We start from the raw sequence: 17,407 nt of genomic DNA on the forward strand, positions 1-17,407 counted from the left end.
AGCCAAAAACGCATTAAACATTTCACGTTCTACTCAGATTTCTCTTTATTCAAAAACAGTGAAATACTCTCCATCAAACCAAAATCAGGATGTTGATTGGCGTCTAGTACGACTTGTGCTAGGCTTTGGTTGTCGACATTGAAGACGAGTGGGGCGATGAAGTTAATCGTTGAGGTTTCGATTGGTGTGGCGATAATCATGATGTTTAAGATAAGAATGTTCGATTTTTCGTTGATCTCTAGCAGGGTTCTAAAGTATTCAGGGATTTCAAATTCGTAAGGGCGAAGCATAAAAGGGTTAATCAGTGTAAAGGTGGTCGGATCGGATTTCGAGATAAATTTGACGAAAAACTCATCAATTTTTTCCAGTTCTACCTCTTTGATGGTTTCAAATCCAGGGATCGGCGCTTTCACAGAGAAGATCATACTATTCCTTTTTAAAAAACAAATATTTCATCTATTGTATCATTTTGTATGTTAAATAAGGCAAGCGGCACAAAAGAAATCGACTTCAAAGCGAAAAAATCTCGTTTTATTTTAAGATAACAAAAAAGAAGATACAATAGGTTTTTTTAACACAAAGGATAGAGTGAATGAAGATAGCAAATGTTCTTATTGTGGCGTCATTGGTGGCTTTTATGAGCGGTTGTGCCTCTAAAGATAAAGAGGTTTTCAATATGCCAGCAACCTATTGGTATGAAGAGATCGCAAAAGAGATCAAGAACCAAGATTTGGAAAAAGCAGACTCGCTTTACACCTCATTGGCCAGTGAGCATATCGAATCCCCACTTTTACCTGAAGCGATGACGATGCTAGCCAACGCGCACATTCAAGATGAAGAGTATGTTTTGGCAAACTTTTATTTGGATGAGTACCTCAAACGTTATGGTAGCAAAGCCAATGCAGATCATGTTCGTTACATGAAAATCAAAGCAAATTACGAAGCATTCCCAAATCCAAATCGTAATCAACAGTTGCTGATCGACACCATTACGCAAACCAAAGATTTTCTTGCGCGTTATCCAAATTCCAAATTTCGCCCTCTAGCGGAGACGGTTTTGGTACGTTTGGAGTTGGGTGAGTATCTTTTAGATACGAACATCAAAGATCTTTACGAGAGAGTGGACAAGCCAGAAGCTGCAAAATCGTATGAAGAAAAACTGAACAAATCTTCATTGGGTGGCGCTAAAAGTATAGAACCTGCGATACCATGGTACCGTTCTTGGTTTGAAAAACAGTAGTTCTTAAAACTTTTTATTTACTTCTTTACTATACAATCTAATTATCGCATAAGGGCTTAGCTCTTATGCCCTTACATGTAAACTATTATAAAACACACATAACGGAGATTGAGCGATGAAACTCAGCGACTATACCGCATTTCCAGCGGACATACCCATTGTCGTAGAAGACAATCTATTTTTATACCCTTTTATGATTTCCCCTCTTTTTTTAACGGATGAAGAGAACATTCGTGCGGCGAACGATGCTCTGGATCACAACTCTTTAGTCATGGTCTGTACCGCCAAAGTGGGCAGTGAACACGGACGCGATTTTAATGCTATTTACCCAGCAGGCGTTATCGGTTCTATCATGCGTAAGGTTGATCTTCCTGATGGACGCGTTAAGATTCTTTTTCAAGGAATGCAAAAAGGAAGAATTTTAAAAGAGCTCACGAGCACACCCCTTCGCGCAACGATAGAGCTAATTCCAACACATCGCTCAGAAGCAATGAAAGTAGACGCAACCTTGGCTGTTTTACGCGAAAAAGTTTCTCTTCTTGGATCACTCGGCGGTCAATTTCCACCTGATCTTATTAAAACCATTGAAGATAACAGCGATATTCATCGCATTACCGATCTTGTCGCGAGTAGCATGAAACTCAAAAAAGAGCAAGCCTATAAGCTGTTTGTCGAAGAAGATGATGAGACCAGACTTCTCCAACTGATTGATTATGTGATCGAAGAGATTGAGTCAAGTCGTCTTAAAAAAGAGATCAAAACAAAAGTGCATTCACAGATTGAAAAAGTGAATAAAGAGTATTTTTTAAAAGAGCAACTGAAGCAGATTCAAAAAGAGCTAGGAACTGATAACCAACGCGAAGAAGAGATCGAAGAGTACCGTAAAAAGCTTGAAGCTAAAAAAGAGTACATGGAAGAGGATGCGTACAAAGAGATCAAAAAACAGATCGATAAACTCTCCCGCATGCACCCAGATTCTGCGGATGCAAACTTGATTCAAAGCTATCTTGACTGGGTCATTGAGATTCCGTTTGGTAAAGCGGCTAAGAAAAACCTTGACGTCCTAGAGGTCAAATCACAGCTCGATAAAGACCATTATTCGCTTGAAAAACCCAAAGAGCGTATCGAAGAATTTTTTGCCGTGCGTGAATTGCTCGCAAAACGTGGCATTGCTGAAAAAAATGCCAATGGGGCAATCTTATGTTTTGCAGGCCCTCCAGGTGTGGGTAAAACCTCTTTGGCAAACTCGATAGCGAAGGCTTTGAAGCGTAAATTGGTTCGTATCGCTTTGGGAGGACTCGAAGATGTTAATGAACTTCGAGGTCACAGACGCACCTACATTGGCGCGATGCCTGGGCGTATTGTTCAAGGTATCATCGAAGCCGAAGAGATGAATCCGGTGGTGGTTTTAGATGAGATCGACAAGGTCGCACGAAGCTTCAGAGGCGATCCAACGGCGGTGCTTTTAGAAGTGCTTGATCCTGAGCAAAATAACAAGTTTAGAGATTATTATCTGAACTTTAACATTGATCTTAGCAAAGTGATCTTTATCGCGACAGCGAATGAAATAGGCTCGATCCCCGCACCGCTTCGTGATCGTATGGAGTTTATTTTTGTCAATTCCTATACGCCGCAAGAGAAGTACGAGATCGCTAAAAAATATCTCATTCCCCAAGAGCTTAAAAAACATGGTTTGAAAAACAATGAGATTAACATCTCTAAGCCTACGCTACAACTTATCATCTCAAATTACACGCGTGAATCGGGTGTTAGAAATTTGCGTCGTCGCATTGCCGATATTTTGCGAAAAGTAGCCAAACAACTTTTGATTGATCCAGCGATCGACAAAGTGAGCATTACCAACAGCAATTTAAAAGAGTATTTGCCAAAAACGGTCTTTGAAATTGACGAAGTCGATAAAGAGAACAGTGTGGGCATCGTCAATGGGCTGGCATGGACCAGTGTCGGTGGCGATGTGCTCAAAGTAGAAGCGATTCGCATTCAAGGCAAAGGTGGCATTCAGATCACTGGTTCACTCGGCGATGTTATGAAAGAGTCTGCCAAAATTGCTCTGAGTGTGGTCAAAGTCTTGATCGATAATGGCAAGATCGATGTACCGCTTTCCATCATTCCAACCACAGGAATGGATAAAGAAGAGAATGCCAAACAGGTAGAACCTAGCGATGTTTACAGACGTTTTGATCTTCACATTCACGTACCAGAAGGCGCTACTCCCAAAGATGGACCAAGTGCAGGTGTGACGATGGCAACGGCGATTGCTTCGATATTGTGCGATAAAAAAGTGAAAAGTGATCTTGCTATGACAGGTGAATTGACCTTAACGGGAAAAGTATTGCCGATTGGTGGACTGAAAGAAAAACTGATAGCGGCGTATAAAGCGAAAATTAAAACAGCACTCATTCCTAAGAAAAACTATGAGAGAGATCTCGATGAAATTCCTGATGAAGTCAAAGAGAAGATGAAAATCATCCCAGTATCTCGTGTGGAAGAAGTGTTGGAGTATGCGTTAGTGAAGTAGAGAAGAAGAAGCTAGATGGGAGACCATCTAGCTTTACATGTAAGACTTATTGTTGAAGTTGTTCGAAAGGCACAGCAACGACTTTTTGAGTGTCGATGATGTAAGGAATCACTGCTGTAGCACGAGCGCGTTTGATCGCTAGTTCTACCATCTCTTGATGTCTTTTGCAGTTACCTGTCAAACGACGTGGCATAATTTTGTATCTCTCGGAGAGAGAATGTCTCAAAATTTTTGCATCTTTATAGTCAATGTATTCTACTTTTGCTTCACAGTATTTGCAGTATTTGCGTGCAAATTTTCTTTTCTCTGCCATTTTTTATCCTTTTATGTGCTAAAACGGTATTTCGTCATCGTTAATATCGATGTCCGGAATCTCATGACCACTGTATTCAGGAGTCGTCTGTTTTGGATAGGCTGCAGGTTTTTGTGCGTTAGCATTGTTGTAGCCAACATTCGGTGTTCCTGTTGGTTCACCATAACTTCCACCCTCAACGCCACCACTCTCTTGTCCACCGCGTGAGTCAATCATCTGGAGTGTTTCAACGGTAATAGAGTGCTTTGAGCGCTTTACACCTTGTTGGTCGGTCCATTGATCGAGCTTTAAACGACCTTCTACCAATACTTTTTTGCCACGGCTAAGGTATTGGTTAGCGATCTCTGCAGTACGTCCAAAAAAAGTGATGTCGATAAAGCAAACCTCTTCGCCTTGGCTTCCATCTTGCTTTTTGAAGCGACGATTGGTCGCAAGTCCAGTGGTACAAACCGCACCACCACTAGGGAGGTAACGAAGCTCGCAGTCACGTGTGAGGTTTCCAAGCATAACGACTCTATTGAACATCATGGCTCCTTAATTAAGCTTCAGTTGTAACAGTTTCTTCTACGATCTCTTTAGATTCGACAACCGCAGGAGCTGGTGCATCACTTTTTTTAGTGATTTTTTCAACTTGTTTGTTCCAAAATCTAAGCTCTTTTTGATTTTCAAATTTAACAGTCATAAAGCGAATAAACTCTTCAGTAATTCTGATAAGTCTCTCAACTTCAGCAATAGCAGGTGTTGGGGAAGTAAAGTAGAATACTACATACGTTCCACGCTCAAATTTATCGATTTGATACGCAAGTTTACGTGTACCCATCTCAAGTGTTGCAGCGATCACTGCACCGTTTTTCTCTAAAATTTCTTTTAGATAGTTTAGTTTTGCTTGTAGTTCTTCTACGGTTAATGTAGGTTTTACTACAACAAGCAACTCATAATGTCGCATCGTTTCTCCTTCTGGATTTCACCCAAATAGTGTGTATTTGAGTAAGGATTTTTAGAATAGGCGTGGATTATACTACAAATAACTTTGAAGTTTTATTAAGCTTGAAAGCAGGTAACTGCTCTTTTCAATGTTCCCAATTTTTTTCAAACGGTACTCTGCATCGATCAGTTGGGATGAAAGTTTTTGATAGGTTGCGAGATCAATTTTAATCGAGTGCTGCGAGCGTTGCGCCGCAAGCTGTGGGGGAAGAGGGTACCCAAGAATGGCTTTGGCATCGAACGCACCGTGCAGTTTAATATAGGCATGAAATAAAAAGAGCTGAGACACATGCGCTTGAATCGCGTTAATAATGCGAATTTCTTCAACGCCATCGCCTTCAACGAGACGTTCAAACTCCTCTTTAATGTCTTTTTTCTCTAACAGTTTCGTGATGAAATGATCCATAGAAACAGAACCGAGTCCATACACAAGAGTATTAATATCGTTGATGCCAATTTCACGACCGAGCACCAAAAGTTTTTCGCACTCATTGACACATAAGGAGAGATCTTCAGAGTGGATCATGTAGAGATGTTGCAATGCGTAGCGGTCAATGGAGAGCCCAACCGCATTGGCGTGGTTTTGAAGTAACTGCATTGCTTCGTTAAAATCAGCTTTAAAGAGACGGAGAAAGGCACCGTCATGTTGTTTTTCAAAAAATTTTGTCAGAGGCGTTGCTTTTTTATCTTCGCCAAAATACTGATAGATGAAATAGCTTGAATCGTTTTTGGCGCAGAGACTCACAAGGGTTTCAACCTCTTTAGAAGGAATCGTTTTATCGGTTTTAACGATCAAGATATTGCGATCACCAAAGAGCGAAGATTGGGAGAGAAAATTTTTAGCGGATGTGAAGTTGTACTCATCAAAATACATCATCACTTTCTCTTCGCTCGCCGCTTGTAGCAGTGTGAGAAGTTGGTGGGCAAGAGCGTTGTTTTGATAGGCACATGCCCCGTACAAAAGTGTTGATTTTGGGGCTTTGTTGGCTTTTAAAACGCCTTCAAATTCTCTTTTATACATCAAAACTCCTGGTTACTCTGGCATAAATGCGAGCCGTTGCGATATTGCTCTCGACGATTTTAACTTCAATGCGTTGTAACAAATGCACATCATTGTCGAGTAAAAAGATGCGCGCACCTTTGAGTTCATCATCTAGTTTTGCGATAGGATTTTGTTCGGTTTCCACGACAATCGCTTTGAAATTATCGCCTACATGTAACGCCATGTAGCGCGCAAATTTGCGGTCCATATAATCCCATGCTACTTTATCACTCTCTCGCTCTAGTGCGCTTATTTGCTCACACAATGGCGCGATGTCTTTGAGTAAAAAGGTGAGCTTTTTCTCGTCATTTGCCATTTTCGCTTTTAAAAGGCGGTGGAGTGTGAGGTCACTGTAACGACGAATGGGGGAGGTGAAATGGGTGTAGATGTCAAAACCGAGTCCAAAATGCCCCTTGTTTTCAGGCTCATAAATCGCCTTTTTTTGGCTTTTAATGATGAGTTTATCGACCTCTTCACGAAGCCCTAGAACATCGGCTTTGGCTTGAATACCTTGGATCATTTTAGGAATATCGGAGCTGAGTTTGGCATTGATCCCAATAAGTGCAAGGTCGTTTAAAAGCATCTCCATGCGCTCGTATGAAGGGCTTTCGTGCGTTCTAAAGATGCCAAAGCCCAGTTTTTTAGCCGCCGCTTTATTGGCTAAAAGCATACAATCTTCAATCAAACCGTGTGATGGCGTCTCTTCTTCTACGGTGGTGGAAATTAAGTTTTGGTCTGCATCAACTCGCATTCTGACTTCGGAAGAGCGAAAGGAAAAGGCATTTTCAAGCCTCATGTCGCGTAGTTTTTGTGTCAGTAAATGCAGAGGTAAAAGGTAGGCTAAGATCGTTTGATCGGCGGCATCTGCATCATCTGTTTTACCTTGCAAGAAAAGATCGATTTTCTCGTAGGTGTAGCGCTTTGTGGAGTGGATGATGCTCTCAAAAAGCTCCTCTTTGATCGGTTTACATGTAAGCGGATCGAGGGTGATTTTAAAGGTGTAGGCAAGACGGTCGACGTTGGGTTTGAGGGAGCAGATATTTTCACTTAATGAACGGGGCAACATCGGAATGGATTTGTGAGGAAAATAGATCGAAAAACCGCGCTCAATTGCCTCTTTATCAATCGCGCCCATCGCATAAACGTATTCGCTGACATCGGCAATCGCCACGTAGAGAATGTAGTTTGCAACATCAAAATAGATCGCATCATCAAAGTCTTTGGCGTCTACTGGATCAATCGTACAAAAGGGTAAATGGGTAAGGTCAACACGGTGCGGATAGTACGCTTTGTCCACAAAATCGCCATGACTTTTAGCCTCAGTTTCAGCTTCTTTACTGAAAAACTCTTTTTTATCAAACAGCGCCAAAGAGATTTTCTCATCGACTAAGGGATCATCCAGTACTCCTAAAACTTCTTCGATGGCATTGGTGATATTATCGATCTTTAAAACACTTCCCAATGGAAGTTGCTTGAGCGATTTTTGACTTGCGGTGATCTCAAAGATGGATGCGTTTTTGACATTAACGCCAACGACTTTGCCCTTGCTCATTTTGGTGTAGACGATGCTTTTGGCAAAAGCGCGCTGGGCAATGTAGACAACGACGGCTTTGGCGCGTCCGCCTCGTTTGTTGGTGACACGTTTGGCAACCACCAAATCGCCTCGCATCGCACCATGAAGTCCTGAAGCTTCGACAATGAGGTCTTTGGAACGTGTCGCTTCTAAGGCGCTTAAATAGCCTGTTCCGCTAAATGAAACGTCCATTTTGCCCACGACATGGGAAGGCTCAAGCTCAAAAATACCATTGTTTGAGGTAAGTGCTCGAAGTTGGATCAGAGTTTGAAAATGGGGGAGAAAAGGGGCTGGCACCTCAGTTTGTGCTACCCCTTCTTTAAGGCTGAGAAGAAAGTTTTTCACTGTTTAAAGTGCTCTACGGTTTGTAAAAATGGCTCAGCCTCAAGTCCGTATGATTCTAAAAGCGTGAGTGCGTGTTTGATGGAAGGCTCATTGAGTTGTCCGAAGATATTGATGCTGTTTCTGACCACATTCAGTGCTTCTGAGAGCGTACGGATGTGCTCTTGAGCCTCCTGTGGGTCATTGCAAAACTTGATCGATTCGACCAGTTCACTCTCTAAATTCCACTGCTCAAAAATCTTTGCAGTGATCTCTTCGTTGGAAAAACCGACATACTCTTTTTCGAGTACGGAGAGTTCTTGAGGTGTTTTAATCGAATCAAGCGCCGTTTTAAAGGCACTCTCTTTTTGTTGTTCAATGAGCTCGTGCGCGATGATGATTTTGCCGACTTCCATCATAAAAGCAGCAGGTTGAAGCACATCAAGCATTGCTTTGTTGACTTTGGAGTACCATTTGAACATGAAGGTGCTTTGAAGCGTGCTGATCTCTAAAAAAGTTGTGTTGGAGAGATGATATGGGGAGAGATCGATTTTGATATTTTGTTTGATAGCACTTGAAAGCGCAAAACCACGCACGGTTGCCATGCCAAAAAGCGATACCGCATGGGCGATATTTTTAATCTCTCTGCTAAAGCCGTAAAGAGGAGAATTGGAAGATTTTAGGATATTGGCTGTGAGCATTGGATCGCTTTCAACGACTTTGACAAGATCCGCTAAGGAGCTATTTTTATCGACGCAAATACGCTGAATCTTCAAAACCGTATCGTCAAGAGGCGGAAGTGCTTTGATTTTTTTTAAAATATTTTCGTCCATAAAGGGTTCCTATTTCGAGTGATTTGTTTATAGCCAAATTCTATCTCTTGTTGGTTTATAGTTTCCTTTGCCCGTTTACATGTAACGTTTTTAAGTAACGTTGCTGTAAAATACCGACATTTAATATTACATGTAAGGATTGACAAATGGCAATAACCGTCTTTTATGACAAAGATTGTGATTTAAGCATTATTCGCTCAAAAAAAGTAGCGATGATCGGTTTTGGTTCTCAAGGACATGCACACGCAGAAAATCTTCGTGATAGCGGTGTAGAGGTCGTTGTAGGTCTTAGAAAAGATGGTAGTTCATGGGCAAAAGCAGAAGCAAAAGGGTTTAAAGTTTTAAGCGTTGGCGAAGCTACCAAATATGCAGATGTCATTATGATCTTATTGCCAGATGAGATGCAAGGCGATGTCTTTGCTGCTGAAATTAAACCAAACTTAAGTGCGGGTAAAGCGATTGCCTTTGGACATGGTTTTAACATCCATTACGGTCAAATCGTTACACCAAAAGGCATTGACTGCATCATGATCGCTCCAAAAGCGCCAGGTCATACGGTACGAAGTGAGTTTGTAAACGGCGGAGGAATTCCCGATCTTATCGCGGTCGATCAAGATGCGACAGGCAATGCAAAAGCATTAGCACTGAGTTATGCTTCCGCTATTGGTGGTGGACGTACTGGTATTATTGAGACAACCTTCAAAGATGAAACGGAGACCGATCTTTTCGGTGAGCAAGCGGTTCTTTGTGGTGGCGCAACTGCTCTGGTCGAAGCGGGTTTCCAAACATTGGTCGAAGCGGGTTATGAGCCTGAGATGGCATACTTTGAGTGTTTGCATGAGCTTAAACTTATCGTTGATTTGATGTACCAAGGTGGCATCGCTGATATGCGTTACTCTATCTCTAACACTGCTGAGTATGGTGATTATGTCAGTGGAAAACGTGTCATTAACGCTGAGTCAAAAGCGGCGATGAAAGAGATTTTGGCTGAAATCCAAGATGGTCGTTTTGCCAAAGATTTTATCTTAGAGCGCAAAGCGGGCTACACTCGTATGAACGCAGAACGTGCTAAAACTGAGAGAAGCCTTTTGAATCAAACCGGTGAGAAACTTCGCTCCATGATGCCTTGGATCACTTCTAAAAAAATCATCAACAAAGACAAAAACTAATGGGTATAGTTATTACCGTAACGTCCGGTAAAGGTGGGGTGGGTAAATCCACCACCACTGCTAATCTAGCCGTTGGACTTGCAAATTTAGGCAAAAAAGTTGTTGCGATTGACTTTGATATAGGGCTTAGAAATCTTGACATGATTTTAGGACTTGAAAATCGCATCGTTTATGATGTGGTCGATGTGATGGAGGGTCGTTGTAACCTTGCACAAGCGCTGATCAACGATAAAAAATCCAAATCACTTTACTTCTTACCTGCAAGTCAAACCAAAGATAAAGATATTTTGAATAAAGATAAAGTCAAAGCGTTGATCGAAAACCTCAAAGAGAGTTTTGATTTCGTGATGATCGACTCACCTGCGGGTATTGAGAGCGGGTTTGAGCACTCTATTTTCCTAGCCGATCGTGCCCTGATCGTTTCAACGCCTGATGTCAGTTCTGTTCGTGATGCGGATCGTGTAATTGGCATTATCGATGCCAAAAGTGAGCGCGCTAAAAACGGTTTGGAAGTCGAAAAACACATCATCATCAATCGAATCAAACCTGAGATGGTCGATGCGGGCAATATGCTCAGTGTTGACGATGTTTTAAGTATTCTTGCTCTTCCCCTTATTGGTATTGTGCCTGATGATGAAGATATTATTACCTCTACCAACACAGGCTCACCGATTGTCAACAAAGACAAATCACTTTCAGCCGAAGCGTACCGCAATATCGCGCGTCGTATTTTAGGCGAAGAGGTCGAATTTTTAGACATTCGTGCGAAGAAAGGACTGATGGCAACCTTGAAAGGAATGTTCAAATGAGTTTCTTTGACACTCTTTTTGGTCGTTCTAAACCTACCGCAGATGTGGCAAAAAATCGTCTGAAAATCATGCTTGCCCATGAGAGAGCCAGTTGTAAATTGCCTTATATGGATGATTTGCGTAATGATCTCATTGCCGTCATTCGCAAGTATACCAAAGTTGAAGATGTAAAAATTACCTCTCAAACGAATCAAAATATTGAGTTATTAGAAGTCGAAGTCATTCTTGGAAAGTAAGTGTATTGATGGTAAAAAAGATTAAAGAAAAACGCCCAAAAAAAGAGACGCCTTCGTTGAATGAGATCAAATCAGCTAAGCTTAAAAAGTACAGCCTTATCTTAATGCTCATTTTAACCCTCAGCATGATTGCTTTTGGAACCTATTTGTATATGACGACCTCGTATCAGCATTACAAAATAGTGCAAAAAGATCAAAAAGCGTCTAGCGATGTGTTGATGCAGAAGATGAAGCAGATGCTTGATGAGGAAAAAGCGCGTCAAGCGACACTGCCACCTCCTCCTTCTCCTGTGGCTGAAACCAATGTCTCAACCGTTGTTGAAAACAATCAAAGCAGTGAAAAACCTCTTGAAAACAATGAGACGCATGTCGTCCAACAGACTCCTGAAGAGGAGAGCAAAGCGCAGGAACGCTCCGAAGTACATGACTATGAGCGCAGTCTCAAAGAGAGTGGCAAACCTGCTCGTCCTCATGACATTGTGCGTAAAAAATACCCCGAAGGGACAACGCCTAGGCTTGCCATTATCATCGATGATGTCTCATTTCCTTGGCAAACGCGTTCGATAAAAGAGATACCTTACAAAGTCACGCCTTCATTTTTCCCACCGACAAAAGGGCATCCTGAAACGGTACGCATGTCGCATGAGTTCCCTTTTGCGATGATTCATCTTCCGATGGAGTCGAAAAACTACTCGTCACCTGAACCTGAAACGCTCAATATTGTTGATTCGAGCGAGGTGATCGAAAAGCGCATCAAACGCATCAAAGAGTGGTTCCCTCAAATTATCTATTACAATAACCATACGGGTGGATCGTATACAGCGGATTATCATGCGATGGATCGTTTGGTAAAAGTGCTTAAAGAAAATGGGCTCATTTTTGTCGATAGCCGTACCGTTGGCAACTCAAAAGCGCCTGAAATTACGAAAAAATACGGGATGTTTCTCTACTCGCGTGATGTCTTTTTGGACAATTCACTCGATAAAAACTTGATTCGCATTCAGCTCAAAGAGGCTGTTGCGAAGGCTAAAAAATTTGGTTATGCCATTGCCATTGGGCATCCACACAAAAATACCTTAGAGGTTCTTAGGGATTCCAAAGATCTTTTAAACGGTGTGGAAATGGTCTATCTGAAAGATTTGTAATGATTCAAACGATAGACTTTCACGTCCCTGAATTGGAGATGATGAAAGTTTATCCCACGCCTCTTTTTGCTCTGGGCAATTTAGACCTTCTCAAACGCCCTAAAATCTCCATCGTTGGCACACGCCATCCCATTACCTACACAAAAATTTACACCCAAGAACTGGCTCAAAAACTCTCCAATGCAGGAGTTTGCATCGTGAGCGGCGGTGCGCAAGGGGTTGATGGCATCGCGCATCAATCAGCTGGGATTTCCAATACGATTATGGTCGCAGGAACAGGGCTGGATATTCGCTACCCTTCTTTACATGTAAAGCTTATTGAGGGCATTGAAAAAGAGGGGTTGGTGCTCAGTCAATTTGAGGCGGGACAGCCCTCCATGAAATGGAATTTTCCGCTGCGCAATGAATTAGTCGTCGCCCTTGGTGAGGTACTGATTGTCACCCAAGCCGATTTTAAAAGTGGTACGATGCACAGCATCGAATTTGCGCTTAAAATGCAAAAGCCTATTTATGTTCTTCCTCACCGTTTGGGTGAGAGCGAAGGAACGAATTGGCTTTTGAAACAAAACTTAGCGACGCCACTGCATGACGTGGACTCGTTTGTCGCACAGTTTGGGCAGAGTGATCTTACATGTAACGATGAATTTTTAAATTATTGCTCCACGCAACCGCTTTACCATGAAGCTGTGGCAAAATACGCGGATAAAGTATTTGAATATGAATGTTTAGGTAAAATTAGGGTTGAAAATGGGCGCATCAAGCGCGCGTAAAGGAAAAGCATGGGTTTTGAATGGATTGTGGCTTTTTTAGTGCTGGGATTGGTCGTTGGTTTTATGGCGGGGCTTTTAGGAATTGGTGGAGGCGGCATTATGGTGCCTGTGCTGACGTCGATTTTCTTAGCACAAGGCGTTCCTGTGGAGCAGGTGGTGCATATGGCACTTGGAACCTCGATGGCTTCCATCATCTTTACCTCGTTTGCGAGTATGCGCGCACACCATAAAAAAGGTGCGGTCATGTGGAATGTGGTCAAATACATGGCGGGCGGCGTCGTCATCGGAACCTTTGCGGCAACGTTCTTAGCGACCTACATGAAATCCGTGCAATTGGCGATCTTCTTTGCCATTTTTATGGCGTACGTTTCGATTCAAATGGCGATTGATAAAAAACCAAAACCGAGTCGTGAACTCTCCACGCCTCCATCGCTTTTTGGCGCAGGTTCGTTTATCGGCATTATTTCTGCATTGGTCTCCATCGGTGGAGGATCTCTCACCGTGCCCTATCTTGTGTGGCAAAATGTGGATCTTAAACGTGCGATTGCGACCTCTGCGGCGATTGGATTTCCTCTCTCCATCGCAGGAACTGTGGGCTACGTTCTCAATGGCATGCTACACGCCGAAGCGGGCTCTGATATGATGTTAGGGTTTGTCTATCTTCCAGCCGTTGTGCTGATCTCCATCGTCAGTTATTTTACCGCTCCGTTGGGTGCGAAAATGGCGCACACGCTTCCTGTTGGCAAGCTCAAAAAGATTTTTGCGTTGCTTTTAATGCTTCTAAGCATCAAGATGCTCAGCTCCGTCATTTAGCGTTACATGTAAAAGGGTTAAGATGGCATTGGAAAAAGTCAAAGCTTATTTTAGAACGCAGGGGATGGAAGAGCGCGTCATTGAGTTTCAAGCATCCAGTGCAACGGTTGAACTTGCCGCTATGGCATTGTGTTGTGCGCCTGAGCGTATTGCTAAAAGTCTCTCGTTTTATGCAGAAGAAGGTGCTATACTCATCGTGGTTGCAGGCGATGCAAAAGTGGATAATCAAAAATTTAAAGAGCAGTTTAACCTCAAAGCCAAGATGCTTAAAGCAGAAGATGTTGAGCCCCTTATCGGGCATGGCATCGGGGGCGTGTGCCCTTTTGGGGTTAATGAAAAAGTACATGTTTATCTCGATATTTCGCTCAAACGTTTTGATATGGTCTATCCCGCCGCAGGAAGTTCTAACAGTGCAATTGCATTAGATTTAGAGGCTTTAGAAGTGCATTCCAAAGCATTGAGCTGGGTGGATGTCTGTAAAAACTGGCAGAATTAGCCTTATATGTAACAAAGGAAAGATAATGCAAAGAAGAGGTTGTTTATGGGCTCTTCTCGTGCCATCATTGCTCTTATGCGCTACGACACGCGATCTTTTTGAAGAGAGCAAACCTGCGATGGTGAGCACCTGTATGGAGCGCGTTGAGATTAATAATAGTCTCACGCCTGTTGATCTGTTTAAATCCAGTGCGATCTGTGTTGAAGAAAAAAAATACGCTGAGGCGGTTGATCTTTATCTGGTCGCTACGGCGTACGGCTATTTTGACAGTGCCCGTGTGATTGATAAAAGTACAAGAGACACGCTAGAATCGCTCAAAACAGAGAATTTTGGCCCCCTTGATGCGAGTAAACGCAACCAATTTGCCGAAGCCTTGCGCGCTAGATTGGACGATATGAAATCCAGCTGTCGCTTTTTAGAACAACTAGGAAGTCCCTCATACTACCCCAAATACATGGTTCAAAACGGCGTCACTCGCGGTGATGGACTTATCTTAAATTACGACGCCAAAGCATTGTGGCAAGAGACGCGGAGCGATTATTTACGCTGTCCGTAAACTAAAATAGCAAGGCGATTTTATGTATGTAACGTCTTCATATGATATTTTTTTGAGATTTCACCGTAAATTATGGAATATGCTCTTTGTGGGATGTTTTTGCATAACACTTTCCTATGCAGAAGAGCGAAATGATGATTGGGTAAGAGTGTATAACGGTAAAATTGCAGAGATTTATCTTCAAAATGATATGACAGCAAATTCAACTCCTATCCCTTTAGATAAAGTCATTATTGCCATCAGTGCTGACCCTAAAGAGAAAAAAAATGTTACTGATAGCGATCCTTTGATTCTTGTAAATTATATTTCAAAGGAACAAAGTAAACTGGGATGTGTGTATACACCTAATAAAAATGACATATTTAACAATTCTCGTGGCTTGGATTCATCAGAGATATGCAAAAAACTTACAGGGCTGGAACACGTAAAATCAGCATTTCATGAATGCTACGAAAAACATCATAATGTATTTTTTGTTTCATTTGATTTATCCCAAACACAGTGTTTAAATGGGACGGGATATCCAGTTTCAAGTGAACACCTAGAAAACCTTGTTATGCGTCCTTCTGATAAAGAGGGCTATGTAATCGCTTCATGGTCAAACTTTGATAATGGCTATAAAAAGATTACGTATCCTGATGACAAAAATTATTATGGCAGAGAGCGTCAAGGCGTTCGTAATTACTACGACTCTTATCAAAATAGAATCTTTGGATGTCAAGAGTATGGACAGCCGTTTAGTAGACTGACCAAAGAAATGCCACAAGATTATCCTAGCAAAAATGCATCCTTTTATTTCACACTAAGTGACCCTTATGATCACGTGGCGTTATGGCAAAAGCAATATCTCATAAAAACAAAAGGGTTTTATGACCGTGACTTGTGGGGTGCATGGCGCATCATAGATGAACCCATTCACATTGGGTTAAATCTCAATGATGGAACGGTGCTATTAAAAGGCATGAGTAGCATTTTAAGAGTGCGTTATGAAGATGGAGAGACGAAAGCTCCTGAATCTATCGTAAAAGTTAAAGAACCAAGTGTGATACGAGCTTACTTTGATAAGCATGGGGGATTTGTTGAGTGTGATGCAGATCGTATTATGAGGGGAATCTGTGATCTAGATACCGCACCTAATTATCAAGAGGGGCAAAAGATGTCAGAAAAGCAATTTAATAAAGCAGTAATTGAAGGAACTGATAAAATTATCCAAGAATACTTTGAACAAGGAAATAAATAATGGCACTAATTTATCTTCCTAACCCTTTACATGTAAAGCTCTAAAGATAACGTTTTGCCAGACCTCCGAGTGAGGTCTCTTTGTACTTCGTGTTCATATCTTTTCCCGTCTCCACCATCGTTTGAATGATCTCATCAAAACTCACTTTATGGGCGCCATCGGTATAGGAGGTGTATTCTGCCGCATCAATGGCGCGAATTGCCGCTACCGCATTGCGCTCGATGCAGGGTACTTGCACGTAGCCAGCGATGGGATCGCACGTCATGCCAAGGTGATGCTCTAGCCCCATTTCAGCGGCGTAATCAATCTGTTGTAAATTGCCGCCAAAGAGGTACGATGCCATGCCTGCTGCCATCGAACACGCTACGCCTACTTCACCTTGACAACCTACTTCTGCGCCTGAAATGGAGCCATTAAACTTCACGATATTTCCCAAAAGCCCCGCAACGGCAAGGGCGCGTAGACAATCGGTTTGATCTAAATTGTACAGCTCTTTGAGATAACGAAGCACGGCTGGAACGACGCCACAGGCACCGCACGTCGGTGCAGTCACGACGATGTTGCCCGAAGCGTTTTCTTCGCTCGTGGCAAGGGCATAGGCGAAGATGATCCCATGCGCTCTTTTTTCTTCTTTGCGCGCTTTGGCAAAGAACTTGGAGGCTTTCCTTGGGTATTGGAGGATGCCTGGCAGGACGCCTGATTGTTTTAAGCCTCGATCGATCGTGGTTTGCATGCTCGCCCACACTTCGGCAAGATACTCCCAGATCGCTTCTCCTTCGTACGTTTCGACGTATTGCCACAGTTCTTTGTGCTCATCGTGGCACCACTGCATAATGGCATTAAACGATGTCAGCGGATAGATTGAAGGCTCAGAGATAGGATTTTCTCCCGCTTCTTTAAGCGCACTGCCTCCCACGCTGTAAACTTCCCAAGAGCCTAGAAGTTCTTGTTTTTCGTTAAAGGCTTCAAAAAACATGCCATTGGAATGAAACGGTTTGGTGATGTCAGGACGAAAGAGGATTTCAACACCCATTGAGGCCAAGGCTTGATGCAATGCATCGTCGGTTAAGTGACCTTTGCCTGTTGCTGCGAGTGAGCCAAAAAGGGTTACACGGTATAACGAAGCGTTAGGAAAGCGTTTTTTAAAGATCGTACCAGCATTAAAAGGTCCCATCGTATGGCTTGAAGAAGGTCCATGACCTATACAGTAAAATGATCTGAGTGATTGCATAATAACCTCTATGGTTGGCGAAAAATTGTGGTGGATTATAGCACAGAAATAGGTTTACATGTAAAGAGAAAATAAAGAGAAAAGAGCGGTTTAAATC

At 42.4% G+C, this 17,407-nt stretch carries 19 protein-coding genes; 11 read left to right on the forward strand and 8 right to left on the reverse strand.

Going from position 1 to position 17,407, the window contains the following annotated elements:
* Positions 1–29 precede the first annotated feature (29 nt).
* A complete protein-coding gene (gene fliW / locus SMUL_RS05455) occupies positions 30–425 on the reverse strand; it encodes a flagellar assembly protein FliW (protein WP_025344250.1) in 396 nt (131 codons plus the stop codon).
* A gap of 167 nt (positions 426–592) precedes the next feature.
* Here fliW and SMUL_RS05460 point away from each other — a divergent pair, with 167 nt between their 5' ends.
* Both SMUL_RS05460 and lon read left to right on the forward strand, forming a co-directional pair.
* Positions 593–1,240: an outer membrane protein assembly factor BamD gene (locus tag SMUL_RS05460; protein WP_025344251.1), complete on the forward strand. Its 648-nt coding sequence runs from the start codon at positions 593–595 to the stop codon at positions 1,238–1,240.
* 115 nt (positions 1,241–1,355) lie between these two features.
* Positions 1,356–3,779 (forward strand): endopeptidase La, encoded by a 2,424-nt coding sequence (gene lon / locus SMUL_RS05465; RefSeq protein WP_025344252.1) that lies wholly within the window; start codon positions 1,356–1,358, stop codon positions 3,777–3,779.
* A gap of 46 nt (positions 3,780–3,825) precedes the next feature.
* Here the strand turns inward: lon and rpsR are convergent, their stop codons facing one another.
* From rpsR to SMUL_RS05495, 6 genes are all read right to left on the reverse strand, one after another.
* Positions 3,826–4,092: a 30S ribosomal protein S18 gene (rpsR, locus tag SMUL_RS05470; RefSeq protein ID WP_012856656.1), complete on the reverse strand. Its 267-nt coding sequence runs from the start codon at positions 4,090–4,092 to the stop codon at positions 3,826–3,828.
* 18 nt (positions 4,093–4,110) lie between these two features.
* The gene (locus SMUL_RS05475; RefSeq protein WP_025344253.1) at positions 4,111–4,617 is read right to left on the reverse strand and encodes a single-stranded DNA-binding protein; all 507 of its coding nucleotides are present in this window, start codon (positions 4,615–4,617) and stop codon (positions 4,111–4,113) included.
* A gap of 13 nt (positions 4,618–4,630) precedes the next feature.
* A complete protein-coding gene (gene rpsF, locus SMUL_RS05480; RefSeq protein ID WP_025344254.1) occupies positions 4,631–5,038 on the reverse strand; it encodes a 30S ribosomal protein S6 in 408 nt (135 codons plus the stop codon).
* 72 nt (positions 5,039–5,110) lie between these two features.
* The gene (gene holA, locus SMUL_RS05485; protein WP_025344255.1) at positions 5,111–6,097 is read right to left on the reverse strand and encodes a DNA polymerase III subunit delta; all 987 of its coding nucleotides are present in this window, start codon (positions 6,095–6,097) and stop codon (positions 5,111–5,113) included.
* Entirely contained in the window at positions 6,090–8,036 is a 1,947-nt protein-coding gene (locus tag SMUL_RS05490; protein ID WP_025344256.1) for an RNB domain-containing ribonuclease, read from the reverse strand. Before SMUL_RS05490 ends, holA begins: the two co-directional genes overlap by 8 nt.
* Positions 8,033–8,845, reverse strand: coding sequence for an HDOD domain-containing protein (locus SMUL_RS05495; protein ID WP_025344257.1), 813 nt, complete (start codon positions 8,843–8,845; stop codon positions 8,033–8,035). Before SMUL_RS05495 ends, SMUL_RS05490 begins: the two co-directional genes overlap by 4 nt.
* A 146-nt stretch (positions 8,846–8,991) precedes the next feature.
* Here SMUL_RS05495 and ilvC point away from each other — a divergent pair, with 146 nt between their 5' ends.
* The 9 genes from ilvC to SMUL_RS05540 are packed head-to-tail and all read left to right on the forward strand — an operon-like array spanning position 8,992 to position 16,079.
* A complete protein-coding gene (ilvC, locus tag SMUL_RS05500) occupies positions 8,992–10,014 on the forward strand; it encodes a ketol-acid reductoisomerase (protein WP_025344258.1) in 1,023 nt (340 codons plus the stop codon).
* Positions 10,014–10,823 carry a septum site-determining protein MinD gene (gene minD, locus SMUL_RS05505; RefSeq protein ID WP_025344259.1) on the forward strand — a complete coding sequence of 270 codons (810 nt, stop codon included), beginning with the start codon at positions 10,014–10,016 and terminating at the stop codon, positions 10,821–10,823. The genes ilvC and minD overlap by 1 nt, the downstream gene beginning before the upstream one ends.
* Positions 10,820–11,059, forward strand: coding sequence for a cell division topological specificity factor MinE (gene minE / locus SMUL_RS05510; RefSeq protein WP_025344260.1), 240 nt, complete (start codon positions 10,820–10,822; stop codon positions 11,057–11,059). The genes minD and minE overlap by 4 nt, the downstream gene beginning before the upstream one ends.
* Positions 11,060–11,067: 8 nt before the next feature.
* Positions 11,068–12,204, forward strand: coding sequence for a divergent polysaccharide deacetylase family protein (locus SMUL_RS05515; protein WP_025344261.1), 1,137 nt, complete (start codon positions 11,068–11,070; stop codon positions 12,202–12,204).
* Positions 12,204–12,974: a DNA-processing protein DprA gene (locus tag SMUL_RS05520; protein WP_025344262.1), complete on the forward strand. Its 771-nt coding sequence runs from the start codon at positions 12,204–12,206 to the stop codon at positions 12,972–12,974. The genes SMUL_RS05515 and SMUL_RS05520 overlap by 1 nt, the downstream gene beginning before the upstream one ends.
* A gap of 9 nt (positions 12,975–12,983) precedes the next feature.
* Positions 12,984–13,787: a sulfite exporter TauE/SafE family protein gene (locus SMUL_RS05525; protein ID WP_025344263.1), complete on the forward strand. Its 804-nt coding sequence runs from the start codon at positions 12,984–12,986 to the stop codon at positions 13,785–13,787.
* Positions 13,788–13,809: 22 nt separating this feature from the next.
* Positions 13,810–14,283 carry a YbaK/EbsC family protein gene (locus SMUL_RS05530; protein WP_025344264.1) on the forward strand — a complete coding sequence of 158 codons (474 nt, stop codon included), beginning with the start codon at positions 13,810–13,812 and terminating at the stop codon, positions 14,281–14,283.
* A gap of 25 nt (positions 14,284–14,308) precedes the next feature.
* Positions 14,309–14,839: a hypothetical protein gene (locus SMUL_RS05535; protein WP_025344265.1), complete on the forward strand. Its 531-nt coding sequence runs from the start codon at positions 14,309–14,311 to the stop codon at positions 14,837–14,839.
* A 22-nt stretch (positions 14,840–14,861) separates the two neighbouring features.
* Entirely contained in the window at positions 14,862–16,079 is a 1,218-nt protein-coding gene (locus SMUL_RS05540; RefSeq protein WP_025344266.1) for a hypothetical protein, read from the forward strand.
* 40 nt (positions 16,080–16,119) lie between these two features.
* On the opposite strand, the gene SMUL_RS05545 is transcribed toward SMUL_RS05540, so the two are convergent.
* Positions 16,120–17,310 carry an L-serine ammonia-lyase gene (locus SMUL_RS05545; protein ID WP_025344267.1) on the reverse strand — a complete coding sequence of 397 codons (1,191 nt, stop codon included), beginning with the start codon at positions 17,308–17,310 and terminating at the stop codon, positions 16,120–16,122.
* Positions 17,311–17,407: the final 97 nt, after the last annotated feature.

Source organism: Sulfurospirillum multivorans DSM 12446 (genome assembly GCF_000568815.1).
GTDB lineage: Bacteria > Campylobacterota > Campylobacteria > Campylobacterales > Sulfurospirillaceae > Sulfurospirillum > Sulfurospirillum multivorans.